The sequence below is a fragment of the Agrobacterium sp. fls2-241-TYG-188a genome (genome assembly GCF_030209845.1).
In genome coordinates, this window is the sequence record NZ_JARVRD010000001.1 from 1,225,535 (window position 1) to 1,249,271 (window position 23,737).

Consider the following 23,737-nt stretch of genomic DNA (forward strand, 5'->3'; position numbering starts at 1 on the left):
TACGGTGACAGAATGCGCATCCCGGGCAAAAACGGAATTTCAGAAAGGGCCACTAAGATGGTCAGTCTCGGCGGAATAGCCCGCAAGTTGTTCGGTTCGGCAAATGAACGCCGTGTCCGCTCTTATCGAAGCAATATCAACGCCATCGGCGCGCTGGAAGAGCAGATGAAGGCTCTTTCGGATGAAGCGCTTGCCGCCAAGACGGTAGAATTCCGCCAGCAGCTTGCCGATGGCAAGACGCTGGACAGCATCCTCGTCCCTGCATTCGCGGTGGCGCGCGAAGCATCCCGGCGCGTTCTGGGAATGCGGCCATTCGACGTGCAGCTGACCGGTGCGATGATTCTCCATTCGGGCGCCATTTCGGAAATGAAGACCGGTGAAGGCAAGACGCTCGTCGCGACGCTTGCGGTTTACCTCAATGCGCTCGAAGGCAAGGGCGTTCACGTTGTTACCGTCAACGACTATCTGGCACAGCGCGACGCCGCCACCATGGCGCGGCTCTACAGCTTTCTCGGCCTGACGACGGGTGTCATCGTGCACGGTCTGGACGATGACCAGCGCCGCGCGGCCTATGCCTGCGATATCACCTACGCCACCAACAACGAGCTTGGCTTCGATTATCTTCGTGACAACATGAAGTATGACAAGGCCCAGATGGTGCAGCGCAGCCACCATTACGCGATCGTCGACGAAGTCGACTCGATCCTGGTCGATGAGGCACGCACGCCGCTGATCATTTCCGGACCGCTGGATGATCGCTCCGACCTTTACAACACCATCGATGCATTCATTCCGGCCCTGACGCCGGAAGACTACGAAATCGACGAAAAGCAGCGTTCTGCCAACTTCTCCGAAGAAGGCACAGAAAAGCTGGAGAACCTTTTGCGGCAGGCTGGCCTGCTCAAGGGCGAATCGCTTTACGATGTCGAGAACGTCGCCATCGTCCACCACATCAACAACGCGCTGAAGGCCCACAAGCTGTTCCAGCGTGACAAGGACTACATCGTCCGCAATGGCGAAATCGTCATCATCGACGAATTCACTGGCCGCATGATGCCGGGCAGACGCTATTCGGAAGGCCAGCATCAGGCGCTCGAAGCCAAGGAAAAGGTGCAGATCCAGCCTGAGAATCAGACGCTGTCTTCGGTGACCTTCCAGAACTATTTCCGCATGTACAAGAAGCTCGCGGGCATGACCGGTACTGCTTCGACGGAAGCCGAAGAATTTGGCAACATCTACGGCCTCGATGTCATCGAAGTGCCTACGAACCTTCCGATCCAGCGTATCGATGAAGACGACGAAGTCTATCGGACAGGCGAAGAGAAATTCAAGGCGATCATTGAAGAGATCAAGGCTGCGCACGAGCGCAATCAGCCCGTTCTCGTCGGCACCACCTCGATTGAAAAATCGGAATTACTGGCGACAATGCTTCGCCAGACCGGCTTTGAAAATTTCCAGGTCCTGAACGCGCGTTACCACGAGCAGGAAGCCTATATTGTCTCTCAAGCAGGCGTTCCCGGTGCCGTGACCATCGCCACCAACATGGCCGGTCGAGGCACCGACATCCAGCTTGGCGGTAACGTCGATATGCGTCTCGAGCGTGAGCTCGAAGGCATGGAGCCAGGCGCTGAGCGCGACGCGAAGGAAAAAGCCATTCGCGAAGAGATCAAGGTTCTCAAGGACAAGGCGCTTGCAGCCGGCGGCCTGTTCGTCATCGCCACCGAGCGTCACGAGAGCCGCCGTATCGACAACCAGTTGCGTGGTCGTTCCGGCCGTCAGGGTGACCCTGGCCGCTCGAAGTTCTACCTGTCGCTTCAAGATGACCTGATGCGCATCTTCGGTTCCGACCGCATGGACTCGATGCTGCAGAAGCTTGGCCTCAAAGAAGGCGAAGCGATTGTCCATCCATGGATCAACAAGGCGCTGGAACGCGCGCAGAAGAAGGTCGAAGCACGCAACTTCGAAACCCGTAAAAACCTTCTGAAATATGACGACGTTCTCAACGACCAGCGTAAGGTTATCTTCGAGCAGCGTCTCGAACTGATGGAAGCCGAGAATATCAGCGAGACGGCATCCGACATGCGCAACGAGGTGATCGAGGTTCTTGTCACCAAGCATGTTCCGGAAAACGCCTACGCTGAACAGTGGGACATGGTGGGCCTGAAGGCTGGCATCGAGCAGTTCCTGAATCTCGATCTACCGGTCGATGAGTGGGCGAAAGAGGAAGGTATCGCAGAAGACGATATCCTTCAGCGCATCACGGAAGCTGCGGACAAGGCAGTCGCTGAAAAGACAGAGCGTTTCGGCCCAGAAGTCATGACCTATGTCGAGCGTTCCGTTATTCTTCAGACAATCGACCACCTGTGGCGCGAACACATCGTCAATCTGGATCACCTTCGCTCGGTTGTGGGCTTCCGCGGCTATGCGCAGCGCGATCCGCTGCAGGAATACAAGGCAGAAGCCTTCGAACTCTTCCAGGCGCTTCTGGCCAACCTGCGCGAAGCCGTGACGGCGCAACTCATGCGCGTTGAGCTGGTGCGTGATCCGCCACAGCCCGAGCTGCCGGAAATGACGCCGCACCATCTCGATCCGGTCACCGGTGAAGATGAGTTTTCCGAAGGCGGTCGTGACTCGGGCGCCATCTACGTCCCGCCGGAACAGCGCGACCCCAACAACCCCGCAACCTGGGGCAAAATCGGGCGCAACGAAGCCTGCCCTTGCGGCTCCGGCAAGAAGTACAAGCATTGCCACGGTATTTTTGAGCAGGCATAAGCCGCTTTCGAAACGTGCGTTATTGAATTGGCCCACCGATGCGTGGGCCATTTTCGTTTGCAAAGGGCCTTTTGGCCCAAAAATGGTCTGGCACAAGGGGTAGCCACCCCCTTTATCGGTGCAGCGGTTTCGGCTTATGAGAAACGGTATCTTCAACCATTTTCAGGCAGTGAAATTGTGAACGCTTTCAAAATCAACGCCCTTGCAGCAATTGCCACATTGACCTTTGCAACGCCAAGTTTTGCCGACGATCTGGTCTTCGTCCTCAAGAACGGCACGAATTCGGTTCTGACCCACTTCTACACCTCCCCCGTGGACGAAGAAGATTGGGAAGGCGATGTTTTCGGAAATCACACCTTGGCCCCCGGCGAGAGCATTAAAATCACGATTGCCGATGGCCGCGATGTCTGTGACTACGACATGCGGTTCGAGTTCCAGGACAGCCCCGATCTGGACACCACCACCGATACGCAAGACCTGTGCGAATTGGGCGAATACACAATCGAAGAGTGAGAACCAAAGCCGCAGGCGGTGAGCGAACTCCCGCCTCGGCATCCTTAGCGCCGCTCACAAAACCGAGCATTCATTATAATTCGTTTGACGGTCCGGGCTGGCTCTCGTAGAGCGTTTCCCTGCTGGAAACGCTCTGGCGCTTTCCCTGTTTTCCAACTTCGGACCGCCCCCTATGAAGCCCGCAGAATTTGCTGCCTATATGTTTCTTGCGGTGGCCTGGGGTCTTTCGTTTCTCCTCGTTCTTCATGCCGTTGCGGCTTTTGGTTGGGTCGGGGCGGTCACATTGCGCTGCTTCATTGCCAGCCTTACGCTCCTCATCATTGCGCGAGTTGCCAGACGGAAACTGGATTTCAGTGCGGGATGGAAGGCGTTTGCAGTGGTTGGCGCAACGACAGTCGCCGGCCAGCTGGTCGGTCTCTCATACGCCACGCCCATCATCGGAACGGCGATGGCCGCGATCTTGGTTGCCAGCATCCCCTTGTTTTCCATGCTGATTGGTCAGCTGTGGGGGCTGGAGAGAATTTCTGCACAGAGCCTTATCGGAATGATCCTCGGCTTCAGCGGCATTGTCATTCTGGTTGGTTTTCCCGCCGTCCCCTTCACCGCCGCCTTCGCCCTGGGCTGTAGCGCCTGCCTGCTGGGCTGCATCTGTGCCGCCTTCGGAAGCAATTATGCAAGCCGCCACCTCAGGGGCTCCGGCGCCTGGGAAATCACGATAGGGTCCTTCCTTGCAGGCGGCCTGATGACCCTTCCCCTGCTGATCGTGATACCCGTGCCGACCACGCCCAACCTGTCCGATTTCGCCTATCTGTTCAGCCTTGCCATCATCATGAGCGCGCTGACCTACATCACCTATTTCCGGCTCGTTTCCCTGATTGGAGCCACGAAAACGATCAGCGTCGAGTTCGTGGTCACCATCATCGCTGTCATCGTCGGGGCGGTCGCGCTGGACGAGCCATTTTCTGTAATCCAGGCCATCGGAGCGCTCGTTATCATCGCTGGCTGCGCACTCGTTCTCGGACTGTATCCGAAACGCCGGACAGCGCAGCTATTGGCACCGGATATCACATGTGAGAGGGATTTTTAGCAAATCTCAATTTTACCGGTGGAAGATGCTCAACATTGCCTGTGTTTCAATATATGAAATAGTAACCACCTGTCAGTTGAATTGGTGATATGGATACTGTCGTGGTCGTTGATAACAAAAGTATTGGCGCCGGTAAGCTTCACATTGTCGCGGCAACCCATGAGAAGGACGGCATAGCATAGGCATGGCAAGCGACCCGAACGATCCAGATATCAGAGACACTCGGTTCGCGGCACTTCTGGCAAAGCCTTTGCCGGAACGACCAGCCGCAGATAGCAGTGTTCGCGTCGGTCGCTCCGGCCGTGAGTTCTGCATATATCCCGCTCAACTGGGCTATGACCTGCAGGAAGAACTCGATTTCCTGTCCAATCGAGTGCTTGAGCCCAATATTTTCTTTACCGGCAAGCTGCTTGCCCCGGCCATGCCACGCGTGGATGACCGGTCCGTCCGCTTCGCCCTGATGCGTGACGAAAACGGCAGTCGCAGCCGGATGCGGTTTTTGATGCCGTTCACGGTCGAAAAGCCGGGCTTTTCCATCGGCCCGACAATCCTACGTGCCTGGGCCAATCCGTTCGGCCCTCTCGGCACACCCCTTGTCGACGCCGAGGGCGCAGCGGAAACCATCGACAATTTGCTGGACGCTCTTTCCCAACCGGAACTACGCCTGCCGCACGTCCTTGTCCTGCCCATGCTGAGACTGGACGGGCCGTTCGTGCGGATGGTCAAGGCCATCGCACTCAGCCGCAACCTGCCACTGACCACCGCAGAACCTCATCACCGTGTGATGCTGGAAAGCCAAATCGACGCGCAGGCCTATCTGGAAAACAGGCTCACGCCGGTCGAATTTCAGACAATGGGCAAACACTGGCGCCATATCGAGGGTAGTGGTTCTCTCTCTTACGAGGTCGCGAGACAGCAGCAGGACATACGGTTGCGAACCGAGGAATTCCTTGCCCTCGAGGCCAGCGGTTCGAAGGGACGCAAGCGCTCCGCACTGGTCAGTGATCGGTACAGAGCGGCGTTTGCCCGCGAAGCGATTACCAATCTTGCGGAGATCGATGCGGTCCGTATCCACACCCTGAACCTAGATGGCAAAGCCATCGCCTCTGCGGTCGTCTTCATGACAATGGGTGAAGCCTATTTGTGGAAGATCGCGATCGATGAAACCTATCAGCCATATCAGATAGATCAGTTGCTCATGCAACGCCTGACGGAATGGCATCTTGATGACGCGAACATCATCCGTACCGATAGCTGCGCTGTTGATGAAGATCGGGAGCTGTCCGGCTTCTGGGCGGAGACCGCACAAATGGGAACACTCGTCATCGGATTGGCGCAGAACAGCGACCGCGATGTGAGACAGGTTGCCGCCCAGGTTCACATGTACAGAAACACCCGGAATCTCGCCCGCGTTTTGCGCGAACGCATCATGTCGCTGGCCAGGAAATAGAATTGGAGGAGCAGGAAAGCCCGCTCCTCCCTATTTCCTATCGCGATGCCGTCTGGATCATGCGGCAGAGTTTCGTCAAGGCAGCGTCGTAGCCACCATTCAGAATGTCTACGCAACGTTTCGCCAACTGCACACGCTCGTTACGCGACATGTTGTTGTAGGAATATATGGCGTCGCGAATGGCTCCCGGAGGTATTGTCCCTGGGCTGATCGTGCCGCCCGGCGTGCCGGGGGTGACTGGCCCCCCAGGCGTTCCCGGTGAGCCTATTCCCACGTCAACGCCGACGCCCGTCGTCGGCCCCACGCCGACATTGACATTGGCATTGAGACCTCTCGATCCGCCGACAGAGGCATTCACGTCAGCATTGACGCCGCCCCGCCCGCCCACATTGGCGCTGGTATTCGCGTTCAGTCCACTTGCTCCGCCAACCGAAGCATTGACGTCTGCTCCCAAGCCGCCACCGCTTCGTCCGCCGACATCCGCCCCCGCATTGATGCCGCCGCTTCCCCCGACAGATGCATTGGCGCTGATCCCACCCCGGTCATTGCCACCCACGCTTGCGCTCACTCCGCCTACGCTGACGTCAAGCGCGTTTGCCTGGAATGGCAGGACCAGACAGGCACTCAAAATCAAAGAAGATGTTATTTTTCTCATATCACTCTCCTCCTCCGCACGGGCTCGTTTGACACAAATACATTCTAAGCCGCCGGAAAACCTAAGATATGAGCATTTGCTAAAATGAAAAGATTTTATTATTAGGTGTAACTAATATGTGATCACGGGGGAAACGACGCATTTCTGCTCATAAGCGTAAAGCTGATGAGTTCGGGAGCTGAATTACCAAACACAAGATGTGAGGTGCCGTGGTAAGGGCGCCGCTGGCGATCGGCCACAAAAAAATCGCGTATATTAGCAAATTTTAGAAATGAAAAACGTCAATTCCCGCGTCGCATTAACAGACTAATTCCGTCGGCTATCTTGACGAAATCGTGGCAACGCGCAAAACTTTACCTGTCGTTAACACATGTGACGAAGAGGAACGAAAATGGTTGCGGGCTTCAACATGCTTTCATTCGATCTGTTCGGACTTGGTCGCAAGGCTCAGGAAGAAAAACTGAAAAGAGACGGCGGCTCCCCACAGGAGCAAAAGGTCAATGACGAGCAGGAAAACCATGATCGCGACAAGGAACATGAGTTGTTTTTCTGGTCGCTCTATCCAGTGATTTAAGATGTGCCTGCGCAAAGGTGGCGAATGGATGTCGCCACCTTTGCATTGCAGGTCTGTTCAACAAACTTGAGGCAAAGAGGGACTGATCCGTCCCTTCTTGCACTCACGCAATGGCGCGCCTCAAGCATTCCGGCGCGCGATTGCCGTTAAAGCTTTACCCAGCCGCCATTCTGTCTGGACGAGGCTATGCATGCTTCGACAAATGCCACGCCTTTCACACCATCATCGATGGTAGGGTAGACCACGGCCTTGTCTGGCTCTGTGCCTGCCCGCCTCGCATCGATGGCATTTGCGGCCTCGGTGTAGATGGTGGCGAAGGCTTCCAGATATCCCTCCGGATGACCGGACGGAATACGGCTGACACGGGCTGCAGCAGCGCCTGCTCCGGCACCCCCGCGGGTAATCAGTTGCTTTGGCTCTCCCAGCTTTGTGAACCAGAGATAGTTCGGGTCAGCCTGCGTCCACTCGATACCGGCCTTGCTGCCATAGACGCGCACTTTCAGGCCGTTTTCATTGCCCACCGCAACCTGGCTGCACCACAGCAGACCCTTGGCCGGCGCCTTGCCGTCCTTGGGCTTGAAACGCAGCATGACGTGGGCATTGTCGTCCAGACGACGGCCTTCCACAAACGTGTGCACATCGGCTGCAAGTTCATCGGCCTCCAGCCCGGAAATGAAGCAGCCAAGATTGTAGGCGTGTGTCCCGATATCGCCGGTAGAACCGCCTGCCCCTGACTGTGCCGGATCGGTGCGCCACACCGCCTGCTTTGCGCCGGTCTGTTCAACCGGTTCGGCAAGCCAGTCCTGAGGATATTCCATCTGGACCAGTCTAATGTCGCCCAGCGCGCCGCTTTCAACCAGCTCGCGGGCATGACGCGCCATCGGGTAACCGGTGTAATTGTGCGTCAGCACAAACAGCGCATCTGCCTTCTCGGCAACGGCTTTAAGCTTTTTGGCATCTTCCAGGTTCGAGGTTAGCGGCTTGTCGCAGATGACATGGATGCCGCGCTCAAGAAAAGCTTTCGCAGCCGGGTAATGCACATGGTTGGGCGTTACGATTGCCACAGCCTCTATGCCGTCGGCACGGGCAGCTTCCCGCTCCGCCATCTCCTCGAATGAGCCATAGCAGCGGTCTTCGTCCAGACCCAGTTCGAGGCCAGAAGCCTTTGATTTTTCCGGCGTGGAAGACAAAGCTCCCGCCACAAGCTCAAACCGGTTGTCCAGTCGCGCTGCCATACGGTGCACACCACCGATGAAGGCACCCGCACCGCCACCTACCATGCCCAGGCGAATGCGCTTGTTCGCCCTGTCGGTCGTCTTTCCTTCGATCGTCATATTGTCTCCTCGGAATTTATGAAAGGCCGAGCATTCGGCGATTGGCAGCATCGTCGGTGCCGCTGGAGGCGAAGTCGTCAAAGGCTTTTTCCGTAACGCGAATGATATGCGCCTTCACGAATTCGGAACCTTCCGCTGCACCGTCTTCAGGATGTTTGAGTGCACATTCCCATTCCACCACAGCCCAGCCGCTGAAATCATTCGCTGCCATTTTCGAAAAGACTGCGCCGAAATCCACCTGGCCGTCACCCAGCGAGCGGAACCGCCCTGCCCGTTCGACCCAGCCCTGGTAGCCGCCGTAAACGCCCTGTCGGCCGGTCGGATTGAACTCCGCATCCTTGACGTGGAACATCTTGATGCGGTCTTTGTAGATGTCGATATTGTCGAGATAATCCAGGCATTGCAGCACGTAATGCGAGGGATCGTAGAGCATGTTGGCGCGGCTGTGGTTCTTCACACGCTCCAGGAACATCTCAAACGTTACGCCATCATGCAGGTCTTCACCGGGATGGATTTCATAGCAGACGTCAACACCCTGTTCGTCCGCAAAATCAAGGATCGGCGTCCAGCGCTTGGCGAGCTCGTCAAAGGCGGCCTCGACCAGACCGGCGGGCCGCTGCGGCCAGGGGTATATGAACGGCCATGCAAGCGCGCCTGAGAATGTCGCATGGGCGTCGATGCCCAGGTTACGCGATGCCTTGAGCGCCATCTTCACCTGCTCGACAGCCCATTGCTGACGCGCCTTGGGGTTACCGCGCACCTCCGGTGCTGCAAAACCGTCAAACGCTTCGTCATAGGCCGGATGCACAGCGACAAGCTGACCCTGCAAGTGGGTCGAAAGCTCGGTCACTTCAACGCCGTTCTGACGGGCGACACCGGCAAATTCATCGCAGTAATCCTTCGATTCAGATGCTTTCTTAAGGTCGATCAGCTGTCCGGCCCAAGTCGGCACCTGCACCCCCAGATAACCCTTCTCAGCCGCCCATTTGGTAATGCCATCCCACGTATTGAACGGTGCGGCATCGCCTGCAAACTGACCGAGAAAAAGTCCCGGTCCCTTGATCGTCTTCATGAATTTCTCCTCCTGCATCGATACAGTTGAACGGTTCCAGCCTCACCGCCCACAACGCGGCATAAGCTAACCGCTGGTAAATTTCGTGCAACCCTCAAACATCAACGAGGCATGAGAATCTGCATCTTCACCTCGCCCGCTGGCGCGGAAGCGGCGATATCGAAGGCTTTGATACTGTCTTCGAAGTCAAAGGTGCGGGTAATCAGCGGCGCAACATCGATAGCGCCGGATGCAAGCATGTCGACGCAGCGACCAAACACGTTTGCATAACGGAAGACATGCTCCACCCGTGCTTCGCGGATCTGCGCTGCCACGACATCATAGGCGACCAGCTTTGTCGGCATCCCCACAAACACGACGGTGCCTGCGGGTCTCAAGGGCTCGAATACATGCGTGATGGCAACCTCTGCACCGGAGCACTCGAAAATGACATCCGCGCCCCAGCCATTGGTGGATTTCAACACCTCTTCGGCAAGGTTGCTTTCGCGCACATTGACCGTCTCGACGGGGCCAAGGCCACGCGCCATGTCCAGCTTGACCGGATCGACGTCGGACACAATCACCCGCGCACATCCCGCCGCAAGGGCCGCCAGAACCGTTACCAGACCGATGGGACCGGCGCCGATAACGACAGCGATATCACCGGGCTTGACCTTTGCCTGGGTGGCCGCCTGCACACCCACCGCCAGCGGCTCGACCATAGCGCCTGCAGCAAACGACACATTGTCAGGGAGTTTGAATGTATAGGCAGCCGGGTGAACGACGGATGCCCGCAACACGCCCTGGACGGGCGGGGTAGCCCAGAAACGTACGGCAGGATCGAGATTGTAGTGACCGATCCGGCTCGCACGGCTGATGGGATCGGGAATACCCGGCTCCATGCAGACACGATCGCCGACCGCAAGTGTGGTCACCTGGGACCCGACCTCGGTAACGGTACCGGAAGCCTCATGCCCGAGAATCATAGGTTCGCGCACCACGAAATTTCCGATGGCACCATGGGTGTAATAGTGCACATCGCTGCCGCAAATGCCGACCGTATGGATGGCGATGCGCACATCGTGAGGCCCGACCTCTTCATTTAGCGGCAAGGCACGTAACGACAGCTTGCCTTTTTCCTCCAGCACCAACGCGCGCTCTTCGCCCGATTTACCCTGAGACTGCATCGCGTCCTCCTAGACATCATCATCACTGCAATTGGGATAACAAAATAGAGAGCTCCCGAATAAGCAAGCTCTAAAAGAAACTTTTCCTAGCCGAACCTGTTTGCCATCGACGATAACCCCCAAGCGTCATCCAGAGGAGACAGAAAAATGCTATTGACGAGACGCGCCATCATGGCGGCGACAGCGGCAACCGCTGCGGCATCCGCCCTTTCCGCACCATCGCTTGCACAGGCAGCACTGCCGCTGACGCAGCCACCGCTTCCCTTTGCTGAAGACGCTCTTGCACCCCACATTTCCGCAAAAACCGTCGGCCTGCATTACGGCAAGCACCACGAAGCCTATTTCGACAAGCTGAACACACTGGCAAAGGGCACGCCCTATGCGGATATGGATCTGGAAGCCATCATGAAGGCTTCCGCTTCCAAGACGGCTGACAAGAAGATCTTCAACAACGCCGCACAAGCCTGGAACCACATCGTCTACTGGGAGCAGTTTACGCCGGGCGGACCGAACAGGCCCGACGGCAAGGCCGCAGAAGAACTGAATGCGGCATTCGGCGACTACGACAAGTTCGTAGAGAAAGCCGTTTCCACGTCCGATGAAGTCTTCGGCACCGGCTGGGTATGGCTGACCCGCGATGACCAGAACAAGCTTGCCCTTGTTGGTTATGAGGACGGCAACAACCCGGTCGCCGTCGGCAGACCCGCATATCTCGGCATCGATATCTGGGAACATGCCTATTATGTGGATTATGAGAACCGCAAACCGGCGCACATCAAGGCCGTTCTTGAAAATCTCGTGAACTGGCGGATCGTCGGCGACAAGATGACCAAGGCCTGATCGCCTGTCATCAAGATTTCATATCAATGGCGCCTTGAGAATTCGGGGCGCCATTCTTGCCTGAAATAGTGCCAGATAGCGAAGATGCAGCAGATTTTGTCTCATTCTCTAGACAAAGATTCTAATCCTTCCGCCTAAATTAGTATCAAAATCGCGGGAAGTTGAACATTTGGTCAAAAATGACCTGAATCGTTTAAGTTCCCCGCTTGAGTATGTGCAAGGTTTCTTATAACCACATTGCATCGGTAGTCGCGGAATAAGCGAGCCGGATACAAAAATTGGGAGCTCTATTATGAGATACAAAATTGGCCTAATCGCTGCGGCTCTGCTTTCGGCGACGTGCTTTGCGGGTGCCGCAAGCGCAAAAACCTTCGTATATTGCTCAGAAGGTTCCCCGGAAGGGTTCGATCCGGGCCTTTACACCGCAGGCACCACATTCGATGCCTCGGCCCACACCGTCTACAGCCGCCTTCTCGAATTCGAACCCGGCACCACCAAGCCAGTTGCTGGCCTGGCCGAGAGCTGGGAAGTGTCGCAGGACGGCACCGTCTACACCTTCAAGCTGCGCAAGGGCGTGAAGTTCCAGACCACCGAATTCTTCACGCCAACACGTGAATTGAACGCCGACGACGTCGTCTTCTCCATCGAGCGCCAGATCAAGACCGACAATCCATGGCATCAATATGTCACTGGCACGTCCTGGGAATATGCCGAAGGCATGGGCTTCCCCAAGCTGATCAAGTCCGTTGAAAAAGTCGACGACATGACGGTCAAGTTCACCCTGAACCGTCCGGAAGCTCCGTTCCTCGCGAACCTTGCGATGCCGTTCGCTTCGATCGTTTCGAAGGAATACACCGACAAGCTCGCCGCGGAAGGCAAGCAGGCCCAGTTGAACCAGATGCCTGTTGGCACCGGTCCATTCGCCTTCGTCGCCTACCAGCAGGATGCCGTTATCCGCTTCAAGGCCAACAAGGAATATTGGGGCGGCGCGCCAAAGATCGACGATCTCGTATTCGCCATCACCACCGATGCCGCCGTTCGTTTCCAGAAGCTGAAGGCTGGCGAATGCCACCTGATGCCTTACCCGAACGCTGCAGACGTCAAGTCGATGAAGGAAGACAAGTCCCTGACGGTTCTGGAGCAGGAAGGCCTCAACGTTGCCTACCTCGCCTACAACACCACGCAGGCTCCCTTCGACAAGCCGGAAGTCCGCAAGGCGCTGAACAAGGCCATCAACAAGAAGGCTATCGTTGACGCCGTGTTCCAGGGCATGGCAACACCTGCCAAGAACCCGCTGCCACCAACAATGTGGTCCTACAACGACAAGGTCGAAGACGACACATACGATCTGGAAGCAGCAAAGAAGATGCTGACAGATGCTGGCGTCAAGGATCTTTCGATGAAGGTCTGGGCGATGCCTGTTTCGCGTCCTTACATGCTCAACGCCCGCCGCGCTGCCGAAGTCATTCAGGATGATTTCGCCAAGATCGGCGTGAAGGTCGAGATCGTTTCCTACGAATGGGCCGAATATCTCGACCGTTCGAAGGCAAAGGACCGTGACGGCGCAGTCTTCCTCGGCTGGACCGGTGACAATGGCGATCCGGACAACTTCCTTGACACGCTGCTGGGTTGCGATGCCGTTGGCGGCAACAACCGTGCACAATGGTGCGACAAGGACTTCGACGCACTGGTGAAGAAGGCCAAGATCACCACCGATCAGGCTGAGCGCACCAAGCTTTACGAAGAAGCTCAGGTTGTCTTCAAGAAGCAGGCTCCATGGGCCACCATCGACCACTCCCTGTCCGTCGTTCCGATGCGCAAGGAAGTCACAGGTTTCGTCCAGAGCCCGCTGGGTGACTTCACGTTCGAAAACGTTGATATCGCCGAGTAATACCGGACGCATCTGAAAATGCCGCGTGTCTTGGTTCAAGGCGCGCGGCACTTGCGTTCTGCCCACACACAACAAGAAGCAGACCGAAAAGGTCGCTACTGCCAGCGCATAGGTTCCCGCGCGGAACAGATCGAAGGTTTTTCATGATTGGCTTTCTCGTGCGGCGTATCGCCGTGCTCATCCCGACCTTCATCGGGGTTTCCATTATCGCGTTCATGTTCATCCGGCTTCTGCCGGGCGACCCTGTCGCTCTTTTGTCCGGCGAACGCGTCATGTCGCCAGAGCGGCACGCGCAGATCAGCGCCGCCCTTGGCATGGACCGCCCCATGGTCATCCAGTATCTGGATTATCTGAAAGGCATCCTGTCGGGTGATTTCGGCACGTCCATCGTGTCCAAGTCGCCGATCATCGACCAGTTCTTTGCCCTCTTTCCGGCAACCGTCGAACTGTCCCTTTGCGCGATCATCCTTGCCATCGTCATCGGCGTTCCCGCCGGCGTGATTGCAGCCATCAAGCGCGGCTCGTTCTTCGACCAGACCATGATGGGCGTCTCGCTGGTCGGCTATTCCATGCCGATCTTCTGGTGGGGACCGCTGCTGATCATCCTGTTTGCAGGCATCCTGCAATGGACGCCGGTTTCGGGACGCATCTCGCTGATGTTCTTCTTCCCGCCGGTCACCGGCTTCATGCTGATCGACTCGCTGCTGTCGGGCCAGAAGGGTGCATTCGCCTCCGCCGTCAGCCACCTCATCCTGCCGTCCATCGTGCTCGCCACAATCCCGCTTGCGGTGATTGCCCGCCAGACGCGCTCGGCCATGCTGGAAGTGCTGTCGGACGATTATATCAGAACCGCCCGTGCCAAGGGGCTGTCGCCCTTCCGCGTGGTGGGACTGCATGCGCTGCGCAACGCGCTGATCCCTGTTATCACCACCATCGGCCTGCAGATCGGCGTCATGCTGGCAGGTGCGATCCTGACCGAGACGATCTTCTCCTGGCCGGGCATCGGCAAGTGGATGGTCGATAGCGTCTTCCGTCGCGATTACCCCGTGATTCAAGGTGGCTTGCTGCTGATCGCCGGCATCATCATGTTCGTCAATCTTGTTGTCGACGTGCTTTACGGCCTGATCAACCCGCGCATCCGCCACTAAGAGGTGACTAGTTCCATGGCTGAAACCACTCAGAGCCAGCCGGTCAGCAGCGCGGCGATGCGCCGCCAGATGCTGTCCGAATTCTGGCATTACTTCTCCGAAAACCGCGGCGCCGTCATCGGCCTCTATGTTTTCGCCATCATCGTGATCGTCGCCGTTTTTGCGTCGGTCATCGCCCCACACTCGCCGTTCCAGCAGTACCGCGATACCATCCTTCTGCCCCCGGCATGGATGCAGGGCGGCAACTGGAGCTTCCCGCTCGGAACCGATCCGCTTGGTCGCGACATTCTCTCGCGACTGATCCACGGTGCTCAATATTCACTGTTCATCGGCGTCTTCGTGACCAGCCTTTCGCTGACAACGGGCATCATCATCGGTGTCATCGCCGGTTACTATCGCGGCTGGCTGGACACGGTCATCATGCGGTTGATGGACATCATTCTCGCCTTCCCGTCGCTGCTTCTGGCGTTGGTTCTCGTCGCCATTCTGGGCCCCGGCCTGACGAATGGCATGATCGCCATCGCGCTCGTTCTTCAGCCGCACTTCGTGCGCCTGACGCGCGCCGCCGTCATGACCGAGAAGGAACGCGATTACGTCACCGCCGCCCGTCTGGCTGGTGCCGGTCCGTTGCGGCTGATGTTCAAGACCATTTTGCCCAACTGCATGGGCCCGCTCATCGTTCAGGCCACACTGTCCTTCTCGAACGCCATTCTCGATGCGGCCGCCCTTGGCTTCCTTGGCATGGGTGCCCAGCCGCCCGCGCCTGAATGGGGCACCATGCTTGCCGAAGCGCGCGAATTTATTCTGCGCGCCTGGTGGGTCGTTACTTTCCCCGGCCTTGCCATCCTGATCACCGTTCTCGCCATCAATCTGGTGGGCGATGGACTGCGGGATGCGCTTGACCCGAAACTGAAGAGGTCCTGACATGGCACTTCTGCAAGTCGATAATCTGACCGTCGAGTTTGAAACTGCCAATGGCTGGTTCCGCGCCGTGGACGGCATCTCCGTTTCCGTCGAGAAGGGCGAAGTCCTCGCCATCGTCGGAGAATCCGGTTCCGGCAAATCCGTCTCGATGCTGGCCGTGATGGGGCTTTTGCCCTGGACCGCCCGCATTACCGCCGACCGTATGCTGTTTCAGGGCAAGGATATCCAGAAGATCAGCGCGTCCGAGCGCCGTACACTGATCGGCAAGGACATTGCCATGATCTTCCAGGAACCGGTGGCCAGCCTCAACCCCTGCTTCACCGTTGGTTTCCAGATCGAGGAAGTCCTGCGCATCCACATGGGCATGGACAAGAAGACGCGCCACGCCCGCGCCATCGAACTGTTCACCCTCGTCGGCCTGCCCGACCCGGAAGAGCGACTGAAGCATTTCCCGCACCAGATGTCCGGTGGCCAGTGCCAGCGCGTGATGATCGCGATTGCCATTGCCTGCAACCCGAAGCTTCTGATCGCCGATGAACCGACAACCGCGCTTGACGTGACCATCCAGAAGCAGATCCTCGATCTGCTGATGAAGCTGCAGGCCGAAAACGGCATGGGCCTCATCATGATTACCCATGACATGGGCGTGGTGGCGGAAACCGCCGACCGCGTGGTGGTGCAGTACAAGGGCAAGAAGATGGAGGAGGCCGATGTGCTTTCCCTGTTTGAGAACCCCAAGAGCAACTATACCAAGGCACTGCTGGCCGCCCTGCCCGAAAATGCGACCGGTGACCGCCTGACGACCGTTTCGCAATTCTTTGACGGCACGCCCACGCCTGCTGCGGGAGAAACAGCATGACCGCCAACAACACCATGCTCGAAATCCGCAACATGAAGCGCGATTACCGCCTGCCCGGCGGCTTCATGAAGCCGGAGAAGATCATTCATGCGGTGAAAGGGGTGTCTTTCGCCCTCGAAACCGGCAAGACCCTGGCAATCGTCGGCGAAAGCGGCTGCGGCAAGTCCACGCTGGCCCGGATGCTGACCTTCATCGACGAGCCGACTTCTGGCGAATTGCTGATCGATGGGCAGAAGGTCGATACCCGTCCCGGCCATCTGACGGCTGAGATGCGCCAGAAGGTGCAGATCGTGTTCCAGAACCCCTATGGTTCGCTGAACCCGCGCCAGAAGATCGGCGACGTCCTTGGCGAGCCGCTGCTGATCAACACGAACATGTCCTCGGCAGAGCGCCGCGAAAAAGCCAATGACATGCTGGTGCGCGTGGGTCTGGGGCCTGAACATTACAACCGCTATCCGCACATGTTCTCCGGCGGCCAGCGCCAGCGTATCGCCATTGCGCGCGCGCTTATGCTGAACCCGAAGCTGCTGGTGCTGGACGAACCGGTATCGGCGCTCGACCTTTCGGTGCAGGCACAGGTGCTGAACCTGCTTGCCGACCTGCAGGACGAGTTCGGCCTGACATATGTCTTCATCTCGCATGACCTTTCGGTGGTCAAATATATCGCTGACGAAGTCATGGTGATGTATTTCGGCGAAGCCGTGGAATATGGCACACGCGAGGAGGTTTTCTCCGACCCGAAACATGCCTATACCCGCACGCTTTTTGCCGCGACACCTAAGGCAGACGTGGAGTCCATCCGCGCCCGCGTTGCCGCCAAGAAACTGGCAAAGGCAGGTTGAAATCGACAAGCCCGGCCCTGCCGGGCTTGAAGCCGCTGGTGTGGCACGTTTGAAGTCTTATGACTTTAACGCCGTGGTACCGCTCAGCCTCGGCGGAGCGTTAGCCTCTTTCGCGATCTTAGAGGCGGATCACACTGGGTATGGCTCCCCTTGGAGCTCAAGTCGCATATGGCTGTACTACTCCGGACAGTCCTCATTGAAGTGACATTCACCTGCAGACTGAGCCCGGAAATTCCGGGCTTTTCCATTTGCGGATAGCGGCGTGGCTGCTTACGGCGGCAGGCGCTGCTCGGTCCATTCAATCCTGTCAAAAAACCCGGCGACCTCTATTCCAAGCTTCGCCGTTCACGCGGCAGAGGCTGCCCGTGGTATGCTTCCTTCTCTGGCCCCATGACCATTTGCGGCCATGGGTATGTCGGACGGGGCGCTGCAAGCTGCCTCGTTGGGTAGTCTATAAGTGGCACCTTTCAGCGCCCCGTTCGGCTCTTTTGGCCAAACAGCAATCCTCTTGCCACGGCTGGCAGACACCGGATGGCAAGGGTAAAACCTTGCCGGAGAGCCGGTCGGACATTGCCAAGGCCCGACCCTTCCCATCCGGGTGGTGCCATCCCTTGCGGAAAGGCACCCTGCCAGTTCAGCCACACCTGCCTTCGCCTCTGCCCGCGCCGAAAAATCAAGGCGCAGACCGGAACGACCCGTCTCCCGCAAGATCCGCACCCGCCAGCCCCGGCCAGGTGCATCCCTTGCGATCCGTCCGCACCGTCTCAATGAACGGGCGGGGCAGATGCAGCGTCTTCCTGTGTACCGCCTGACTTTCGCTTCAATCCCTTGTGGTCGCGTTCGACCAGAGGGACGATGAGCTGTCGGTACACCCGGCGACGAGGCTCCTGGCACATGGAAGGGCGACTTCAGACTGTGGTTCAGCCTGACGACGCCATCCACGCAACCAGGTCGGGCATCGAGAGCGTGACGACAGCCGGTCCGAAACCGCGTCACCCTCCTCCCGTTGCCGCCGGGGGGATTGCTGCTCGACCCCGATGACCAAGAGGATGCGTAGCCTCTTACCCACCAGCGCCGATCCCGCCTCGCCGCAACGCCTTGCGGTGTATCCGAGGGCGGAACGGGAGAATTGTGCTTCAGGTGCAGAGGGTGTGAATGAAATGCAGAAAGAATTTTGAGGGTTTTTGCGGGGGGAAGCGGCAAGGTGTTGATTTGGCGTGGGTATTTTTGTGCGGCGCCACCCCACCCTCCGTCACCCCGGACTTGATCCGGGGTCCAGCAGGCGCGCGTCTGCGCGCCGGGAGACGTCTTCGTACGACCGCCCCGTTGTTTGAGTCCTCTCGCCTTGCAGACGCAAGGCGGCTGGATCCCGGATCAAGTCCGGGATGACGGGGGAGAGTGCCTCAAGATGCCGACGAGAGGATGTGCCACGGGTGGACGAGAGGAAGTGGCCGGGTGACGAAAGCTGGTGTGACGGTCTGAAACCTATACCCGGGCCGCAAATCAGCCGGATGTGGGGCGGCGGGCGTGGATGGCGTAGCGGTGCTGGATGCCGCGGGCGGTGGCCTTGAGGATGTTCCAGTTTTTCGCCTGCGTTTTGTGGATCTCGCGCAGGTCCGTATCGATCACCACGTCTTCGAAACCCGCTTCCCGCAGAAGGGCGGCGACGGCTTCGGCGCGGGCGCCTTTCGAGAAATAGACGCGTGACAGGATGCTGTTATGCGTTCCGGCCATGTCGGAGGGCATATGGACCGGTTCCGGCTTCAGGACACCCATTTTCAACAGCTTATCCGCCAGCTTCTTCAACAGCTTTTCAGCGAGGCTGACATTCACGAAATCACCATCGACAATGAGGACGCTGCCGCCGGGCTTGAGCACCCGCAGCCACTCCTGAAAGGCTGCTTTCGGATCTACCAGCGTCCAGACCAGATGGCGGTTGATGATGACGTCATGGGCCGCATCCGGCTCCATGGTATTTTCGGCATCGCCCATGCGAAAGGTGATGGAGCGATTGCGATGCTTTGCCTTGGCCTTGGCCCGCTCCAGCATGGGTTCGGCCCAGTCGAGCCCCGTAACGCGATAGCCGAGATCATCCATGACATGCGAAATGACGCCAGTGCCGCTGGCAAGATCAAGAGCGCTTCTGCCTTCCCCACGGCCAAGATGTTTTTCAACGAGACGGTGCCAGGCTGCCCGTTCTTCTTCGGAAAAAATCTCGTGGCCGGGCGAAAGATCGAAAGTGGCGGCGCGCGCCGACCAATATGCCTTGATTTCATCCCGAAGACCAAAGTTGGTCCCGTAACTATCCGCACCGCCCATGACGTCCAACCTTCACGACTGCCAGTTTTGAAAAGCTCTAAAAGATAAAACTTGACTACGTCAATCATAAATCCTTAAAGCGCAGTCAGTTTTACTGGAGAACAATTTCGATGCGCATTAGAGGCAAATCCGCCATTCTTGCAATGGGTCTTTTCGTTTCCACTGTTTTGCCAGCGCTTGCCGACAAGGTCACCATCAAGGATGTGACGGGCCGCGACGTTGAGGTAAACGTGCCGGTCAAGCACGTCATTCTGGGCGAAGGCCGACAGATCTACTTCCTCGCGGCGCTCGACAAGAGCAACCCGTTCGAGCATGTGGTTGGCTGGCGCGACGATCTTGCCAAGGCAGACCCGGAAACCTACCAGGCCTATCTTGCCAAGTACCCAGACATTGCAAAGCTGCCGACATTCGGCGGGATGAAGGACGGCACCTTCGATATCGAGCAGGCCGTTTCGCTGAAGCCCGACGTGATCCTGATGAACATCGACGCCAAGACGGCGACCGAGGAAGCCGGTTACATCGAAAAGCTCGGCAAGGTCGGCATTCCGCTCGTCTATGTCGACTTCCGCGAAAAGCCGATGGAAAACACCGAGCCAAGCATGCGCGTGATGGGCAAGCTGATGGGCCGGGAAGATGTGGCGGAAGACTTCATCAAATTCCGCGCCGACAACATCAAGAAAGTCACCGACATCCTCGACAAGGAAAAGCCGAAGAAGCCGGTTGTCTTCGTTGAGCGCGCAGGCGGCTATTCGGACGATTGCTGCATGTCCTTCGGCAATGAAAACTTCGGCAAGATGGTCGAAATTGCCGGTGGCATCAACATGGCCAAGGACATCATTCCCGGCACTTTCGGCACGGTCAATCCGGAGCAGGTGATCGCCTCCAACCCGGACCAGATCATCATCACCGGCGGCAAGTGGGATGCCTATGTGCCCGGCGGCAACTGGGTGGGCGTGGGCTACGGTGCGGACCTGAAGGAAGCACACCGCAAGCTGGAAAACCTGACGAAGCGCCCTGCTTTCACCGGCGTCAAGGCTGTCGCCGATGGCAATGTCCACGCCATCTGGCACCAGTTCTACAACAACCCGTATCAGTTCGTCGCCATCCAGGAAATTGCCAAGTGGCTGCATCCTGACCTGTTCAAGGATCTGGACCCGCAGGCGACCTTCAAGGAACTGCATTCCCGCTTCCTGCCGCTGGAATACAAGGATGGCTACTTCGTATCGCTGAAGAACGACAGCTAAGGCGCGAAGGCCGCGCCGGTGCAACCGTTGGCGGAGCCGAACCGAAGGCTCCGTCACCACTCCAGAGGATCGAAAGGACCACCATGTCGCTCAGCCCGTTCAAGCGGATCGCCGCTCTCATGCTCGCGCTTGTTTCAGCGCCCGCATTTTCAGCCGAAATAACCGATTCCGCCGGGCGAAAGGTGGAGATCGACGCGCCCGCAAAGCGGGTCATCGTCGGTGAGGCGCGGCAGATCCACGTGATTGCGGCGCTGAAGAACGACACGACATTCGACACCATCGTCGGCTGGCGCGATGACGTGATCACCAAGGATCCCGACAGCTACCAGGCGTATCTGGAGCGCTTCCCGCAGATCGCGAAGCTGCCGAAGTTCGGCTATCTGCCACAGGGGGATTTCAGCCTGGAGCAGGCCATTTCCCTGTCGCCCGATGTGATTACGCTGAACCTTGAAGTGGAAAAGACGGCCAAGGAAAGCGGCTTTGAGGAAAAGGCCGCGGCAGCGGGCATCAAGGTCGTCTATGTCGATTTTCGCCTCAACCCGGACAAGAACAGCGAAAACTCCATCCGAAATCTCGGCGTTATCTTCGGTGCCGAAAAGAAGGCCGAAGAATTCATCGCCTACCGCCGCGACCAGATTGCGCTGGTGACGGACAAGCTTGCTGCCACCAAGGACCTCAAGCGTCCCAACGTCTTCATCGAGCGGGCGCCGGGAATTTCCGGCGAGAACACCTGCTGCCGCACCTTCGGTCCGGTCAACTTCGGCGCCATGGTGGAACAGGCCGGTGGCCACAACATTGCAGCCGATGTCATCAAGACCACGTTCGGCGATCTCAATCCTGAGCAGTTGCTGGTGGCAAACCCTGAGCATGTGATCGTAACAGGCTCCAACTGGGCGGCGGAGTCGGACATCAACCAGTTCGTGCCGGTTGGCCGCGGGGCAGACATGGCGATTGCACGCGAGCGCCTTGCCAAGCTGATGACACGCACACCCTTTACCGAGCTGGAGGCTGTCAAGAAGGGTAACGCCCATGCGGTCTGGCACCAGTTCTACGGTGCGCCTTATGAGTTCGTTCCCATTCAGCAATTTGCAAAGTGGTTCCACCCCGAACTCTTTGCGGATCTGGACCCGGAAAAGAATTTTGACGAATTCCACAAAAAATTCCTGCCGGTGAGCTATAAGCCCGGATATTTCGTATCGCTTGAAAAAGGTTCCAACTGATGGCCACGCTGGTGGAAACTGAGATCAAGGCAACGGGGCGCGAGCAATATCGCGCCCTTGCCGCGCGTCGCATCCTGATCCTGATCGGCCTTGTTGTGGCCCTGTGTCTCAGCATCGCCACCGACATGGCGCTCGGCCCGGCGCGCTATTCCCTGTCTGAAGTGATCGGCGCGATCATGGATCCGGCGGCGGTGGCAAACCAGTTGCGCGTGGTGATCTGGGATATCCGTATGCCGATCGCGCTGATGGCGGTGACGGTTGGCGCCTCGCTGTCGGTGGCCGGTGCGCAGATGCAGACGATCCTTTCCAACCCGCTTGCCAGCCCCTTCACGCTCGGCATTTCGGCTGCCGCGAGCTTCGGTGCGGCGCTCGCCCTTGTCGGCGGCGTTGCGATTTTCCCCGGTGCCGTGGAATATATGGTGCCGATCAACGCATTCCTGATGGCGATGCTGGCGGCGATGTTCATTCACTTCGCTTCGACGATGCGCGGCGTTTCCGTCGAAACCATCGTTCTGCTCGGTATTGCACTCGTTTTCACTTTCAACGCCGCCCTTTCGCTGCTGGAATATCTGGCTTCCGAACAGGCGCTTGCCGCCGTGGTGTTCTGGACCATGGGCAGCCTGACCAAGGCGACGTGGCCGAAGGTCTATGTGACAGCCGCCATCCTGGTGCTGACCGTGCCACTGTTCATGAAAAATGCCTGGGCGCTGACGGCGTTGCGGCTGGGCGATGACAAGGCCGCCAGCATGGGCGTGAATGTGCGCCGCCTGCGGCTGCAGACCATGCTGACAGTGAGCCTTCTAGCCGCAATTCCGGTTTCCTTCGTCGGCACCATCGGTTTCATCGGCCTTGTCGGACCGCACATTGCCCGCATGGTCGTTGGCGAGGACCAACGGTTCTTCCTGCCCGGCTCGGTCATTTGCGGAGCTTTGCTGCTGTCCGTCACCTCGGTTGTGAGCAAGGTCCTGATCCCTGGCGCCATTCTGCCGATTGGCGTCATCACCGCGCTGGTGGGCGTGCCCTTCTTCTTTGTCCTCATTTTCTCCAACAGGAGACGCGCATGGTAGCCCTTGCCCTTCAGGACGTCGGCGCACAATATGGGCGCACCACCGTTCTTGCCAATGTGACCATGGACATGCTGGAAGCCGGAAGCGTGACGGCCGTCATCGGCCCCAACGCAGCCGGAAAATCCACCCTGTTCAAACGCATTGCCGGTCTTATCAAGGGCCCCGGCGTCGTAACGCTTTCGCAGACCGAACAGGGTCCGCGCACCATCTGTTACATGCCGCAGGACACCGGCGCCAATGCCGTGCTGACCGTTTACGAATCCATTCTGCTTTCGGCAAAGCAGGGCAGCGGCTGGAAAGTCCATGACGACGAACTGGCCGAAATCGATGCGATCTTGAAGGCGCTGAACATCCACAACCTTGCCTTCCGGGGGCTTGGCGAACTTTCCGGCGGCCAGCGGCAGCTGGTATCGCTGGCGCAGGCGCTGGTGCGCAAGCCCGAAGTGCTTCTGATGGACGAGCCGACATCGGCGCTTGACCTGCACCGGCAGGTGGAAGTGCTCGACTTCATTACCCAGCTTGCCCGCCGCAACGGCATGATCGTGCTGATTGCCCTGCACGACCTGAACCACGCCCTGCGCTATTGCGAGCACACGATTGTCATTTCGAATGGCGAAATGGTTGTGAGCGGCCAGACCGGGACCGTGATTACACCGGACATGCTGCGCGACATCTACAAGGTGGATGCCCGCATAGAAATGTGCTCGCGCGGACAACCCTTCGTTCTCGTGGATGGGACGGCCTGAGGCCAGTACTTCGC

At 58.0% G+C, this 23,737-nt stretch carries 20 protein-coding genes; 15 read left to right on the forward strand and 5 right to left on the reverse strand.

Annotated features, from left to right (window positions below):
- The first annotated feature begins 57 nt into the window (after positions 1-57).
- From secA to QRN85_RS05305, 4 genes are all read left to right on the forward strand, one after another.
- The gene (gene secA, locus QRN85_RS05290; RefSeq protein WP_112962100.1) at positions 58-2,772 is read left to right on the forward strand and encodes a preprotein translocase subunit SecA; all 2,715 of its coding nucleotides are present in this window, start codon (positions 58-60) and stop codon (positions 2,770-2,772) included.
- A gap of 177 nt (positions 2,773-2,949) precedes the next feature.
- The gene (locus tag QRN85_RS05295) at positions 2,950-3,285 is read left to right on the forward strand and encodes a hypothetical protein (RefSeq protein WP_284756989.1); all 336 of its coding nucleotides are present in this window, start codon (positions 2,950-2,952) and stop codon (positions 3,283-3,285) included.
- Between the two features lie 172 nt (positions 3,286-3,457).
- A complete protein-coding gene (locus QRN85_RS05300; RefSeq protein ID WP_284756988.1) occupies positions 3,458-4,372 on the forward strand; it encodes a DMT family transporter in 915 nt (304 codons plus the stop codon).
- A gap of 184 nt (positions 4,373-4,556) precedes the next feature.
- A complete protein-coding gene (locus tag QRN85_RS05305) occupies positions 4,557-5,822 on the forward strand; it encodes a GNAT family N-acetyltransferase (RefSeq protein ID WP_284756987.1) in 1,266 nt (421 codons plus the stop codon).
- Between the two features lie 37 nt (positions 5,823-5,859).
- Here QRN85_RS05305 and QRN85_RS05310 read toward each other — a convergent pair whose 3' ends face one another.
- Complete coding sequence (locus QRN85_RS05310; RefSeq protein ID WP_284756985.1) at positions 5,860-6,477, reverse strand: hypothetical protein; 618 nt, start codon at positions 6,475-6,477, stop codon at positions 5,860-5,862.
- Between the two features lie 391 nt (positions 6,478-6,868).
- Here QRN85_RS05310 and QRN85_RS05315 point away from each other — a divergent pair, with 391 nt between their 5' ends.
- Positions 6,869-7,051 (forward strand): hypothetical protein, encoded by a 183-nt coding sequence (locus tag QRN85_RS05315; protein WP_062588359.1) that lies wholly within the window; start codon positions 6,869-6,871, stop codon positions 7,049-7,051.
- A gap of 146 nt (positions 7,052-7,197) precedes the next feature.
- Here the strand turns inward: QRN85_RS05315 and QRN85_RS05320 are convergent, their stop codons facing one another.
- From QRN85_RS05320 to QRN85_RS05330, 3 genes are all read right to left on the reverse strand, one after another.
- A complete protein-coding gene (locus QRN85_RS05320) occupies positions 7,198-8,385 on the reverse strand; it encodes a Gfo/Idh/MocA family protein (RefSeq protein ID WP_284756983.1) in 1,188 nt (395 codons plus the stop codon).
- A 16-nt stretch (positions 8,386-8,401) separates the two neighbouring features.
- Positions 8,402-9,457, reverse strand: coding sequence for a sugar phosphate isomerase/epimerase family protein (locus QRN85_RS05325; protein ID WP_062588363.1), 1,056 nt, complete (start codon positions 9,455-9,457; stop codon positions 8,402-8,404).
- Between the two features lie 101 nt (positions 9,458-9,558).
- Positions 9,559-10,623, reverse strand: coding sequence for an NAD(P)-dependent alcohol dehydrogenase (locus QRN85_RS05330; protein ID WP_284756981.1), 1,065 nt, complete (start codon positions 10,621-10,623; stop codon positions 9,559-9,561).
- 147 nt (positions 10,624-10,770) lie between these two features.
- Between QRN85_RS05330 and QRN85_RS05335 the strand changes: the two genes are divergently transcribed.
- From QRN85_RS05335 to QRN85_RS05360, 6 genes are all read left to right on the forward strand, one after another.
- On the forward strand, positions 10,771-11,463 hold the full coding sequence (locus QRN85_RS05335; RefSeq protein WP_284756980.1) for a superoxide dismutase: 693 nt from the start codon (positions 10,771-10,773) through the stop codon (positions 11,461-11,463).
- Positions 11,464-11,755: 292 nt separating this feature from the next.
- Positions 11,756-13,354, forward strand: coding sequence for an ABC transporter substrate-binding protein (locus QRN85_RS05340; RefSeq protein WP_062588369.1), 1,599 nt, complete (start codon positions 11,756-11,758; stop codon positions 13,352-13,354).
- A 143-nt stretch (positions 13,355-13,497) separates the two neighbouring features.
- A complete protein-coding gene (locus tag QRN85_RS05345; protein ID WP_062588370.1) occupies positions 13,498-14,502 on the forward strand; it encodes an ABC transporter permease subunit in 1,005 nt (334 codons plus the stop codon).
- Between the two features lie 15 nt (positions 14,503-14,517).
- The gene (locus QRN85_RS05350; protein ID WP_062588372.1) at positions 14,518-15,426 is read left to right on the forward strand and encodes an ABC transporter permease subunit; all 909 of its coding nucleotides are present in this window, start codon (positions 14,518-14,520) and stop codon (positions 15,424-15,426) included.
- Position 15,427: 1 nt separating this feature from the next.
- On the forward strand, positions 15,428-16,285 hold the full coding sequence (locus QRN85_RS05355) for an ABC transporter ATP-binding protein (protein WP_112962094.1): 858 nt from the start codon (positions 15,428-15,430) through the stop codon (positions 16,283-16,285).
- Complete coding sequence (locus QRN85_RS05360) at positions 16,282-17,127, forward strand: dipeptide ABC transporter ATP-binding protein (RefSeq protein WP_062588373.1); 846 nt, start codon at positions 16,282-16,284, stop codon at positions 17,125-17,127. The genes QRN85_RS05355 and QRN85_RS05360 overlap by 4 nt, the downstream gene beginning before the upstream one ends.
- Positions 17,128-18,630: 1,503 nt before the next feature.
- On the opposite strand, the gene QRN85_RS05365 is transcribed toward QRN85_RS05360, so the two are convergent.
- The gene (locus tag QRN85_RS05365) at positions 18,631-19,446 is read right to left on the reverse strand and encodes a class I SAM-dependent methyltransferase (protein ID WP_284756974.1); all 816 of its coding nucleotides are present in this window, start codon (positions 19,444-19,446) and stop codon (positions 18,631-18,633) included.
- A 110-nt stretch (positions 19,447-19,556) separates the two neighbouring features.
- On the opposite strand from QRN85_RS05365, the gene QRN85_RS05370 reads away from it, so the two are divergent.
- The 4 genes from QRN85_RS05370 to QRN85_RS05385 all read left to right on the forward strand — a co-directional run bounded on the left by QRN85_RS05370 (position 19,557) and on the right by QRN85_RS05385 (position 23,723).
- Positions 19,557-20,690 (forward strand): ABC transporter substrate-binding protein, encoded by a 1,134-nt coding sequence (locus QRN85_RS05370; RefSeq protein ID WP_062590173.1) that lies wholly within the window; start codon positions 19,557-19,559, stop codon positions 20,688-20,690.
- Between the two features lie 119 nt (positions 20,691-20,809).
- Positions 20,810-21,910, forward strand: a complete 1,101-nt coding sequence (locus QRN85_RS05375) for an ABC transporter substrate-binding protein (RefSeq protein WP_502870754.1) — start codon at positions 20,810-20,812, stop codon at positions 21,908-21,910.
- Positions 21,910-22,977, forward strand: coding sequence for a FecCD family ABC transporter permease (locus tag QRN85_RS05380; RefSeq protein ID WP_062590168.1), 1,068 nt, complete (start codon positions 21,910-21,912; stop codon positions 22,975-22,977). The genes QRN85_RS05375 and QRN85_RS05380 overlap by 1 nt, the downstream gene beginning before the upstream one ends.
- Entirely contained in the window at positions 22,971-23,723 is a 753-nt protein-coding gene (locus QRN85_RS05385) for an ABC transporter ATP-binding protein (RefSeq protein WP_062590166.1), read from the forward strand. The genes QRN85_RS05380 and QRN85_RS05385 overlap by 7 nt, the downstream gene beginning before the upstream one ends.
- Positions 23,724-23,737: the final 14 nt, after the last annotated feature.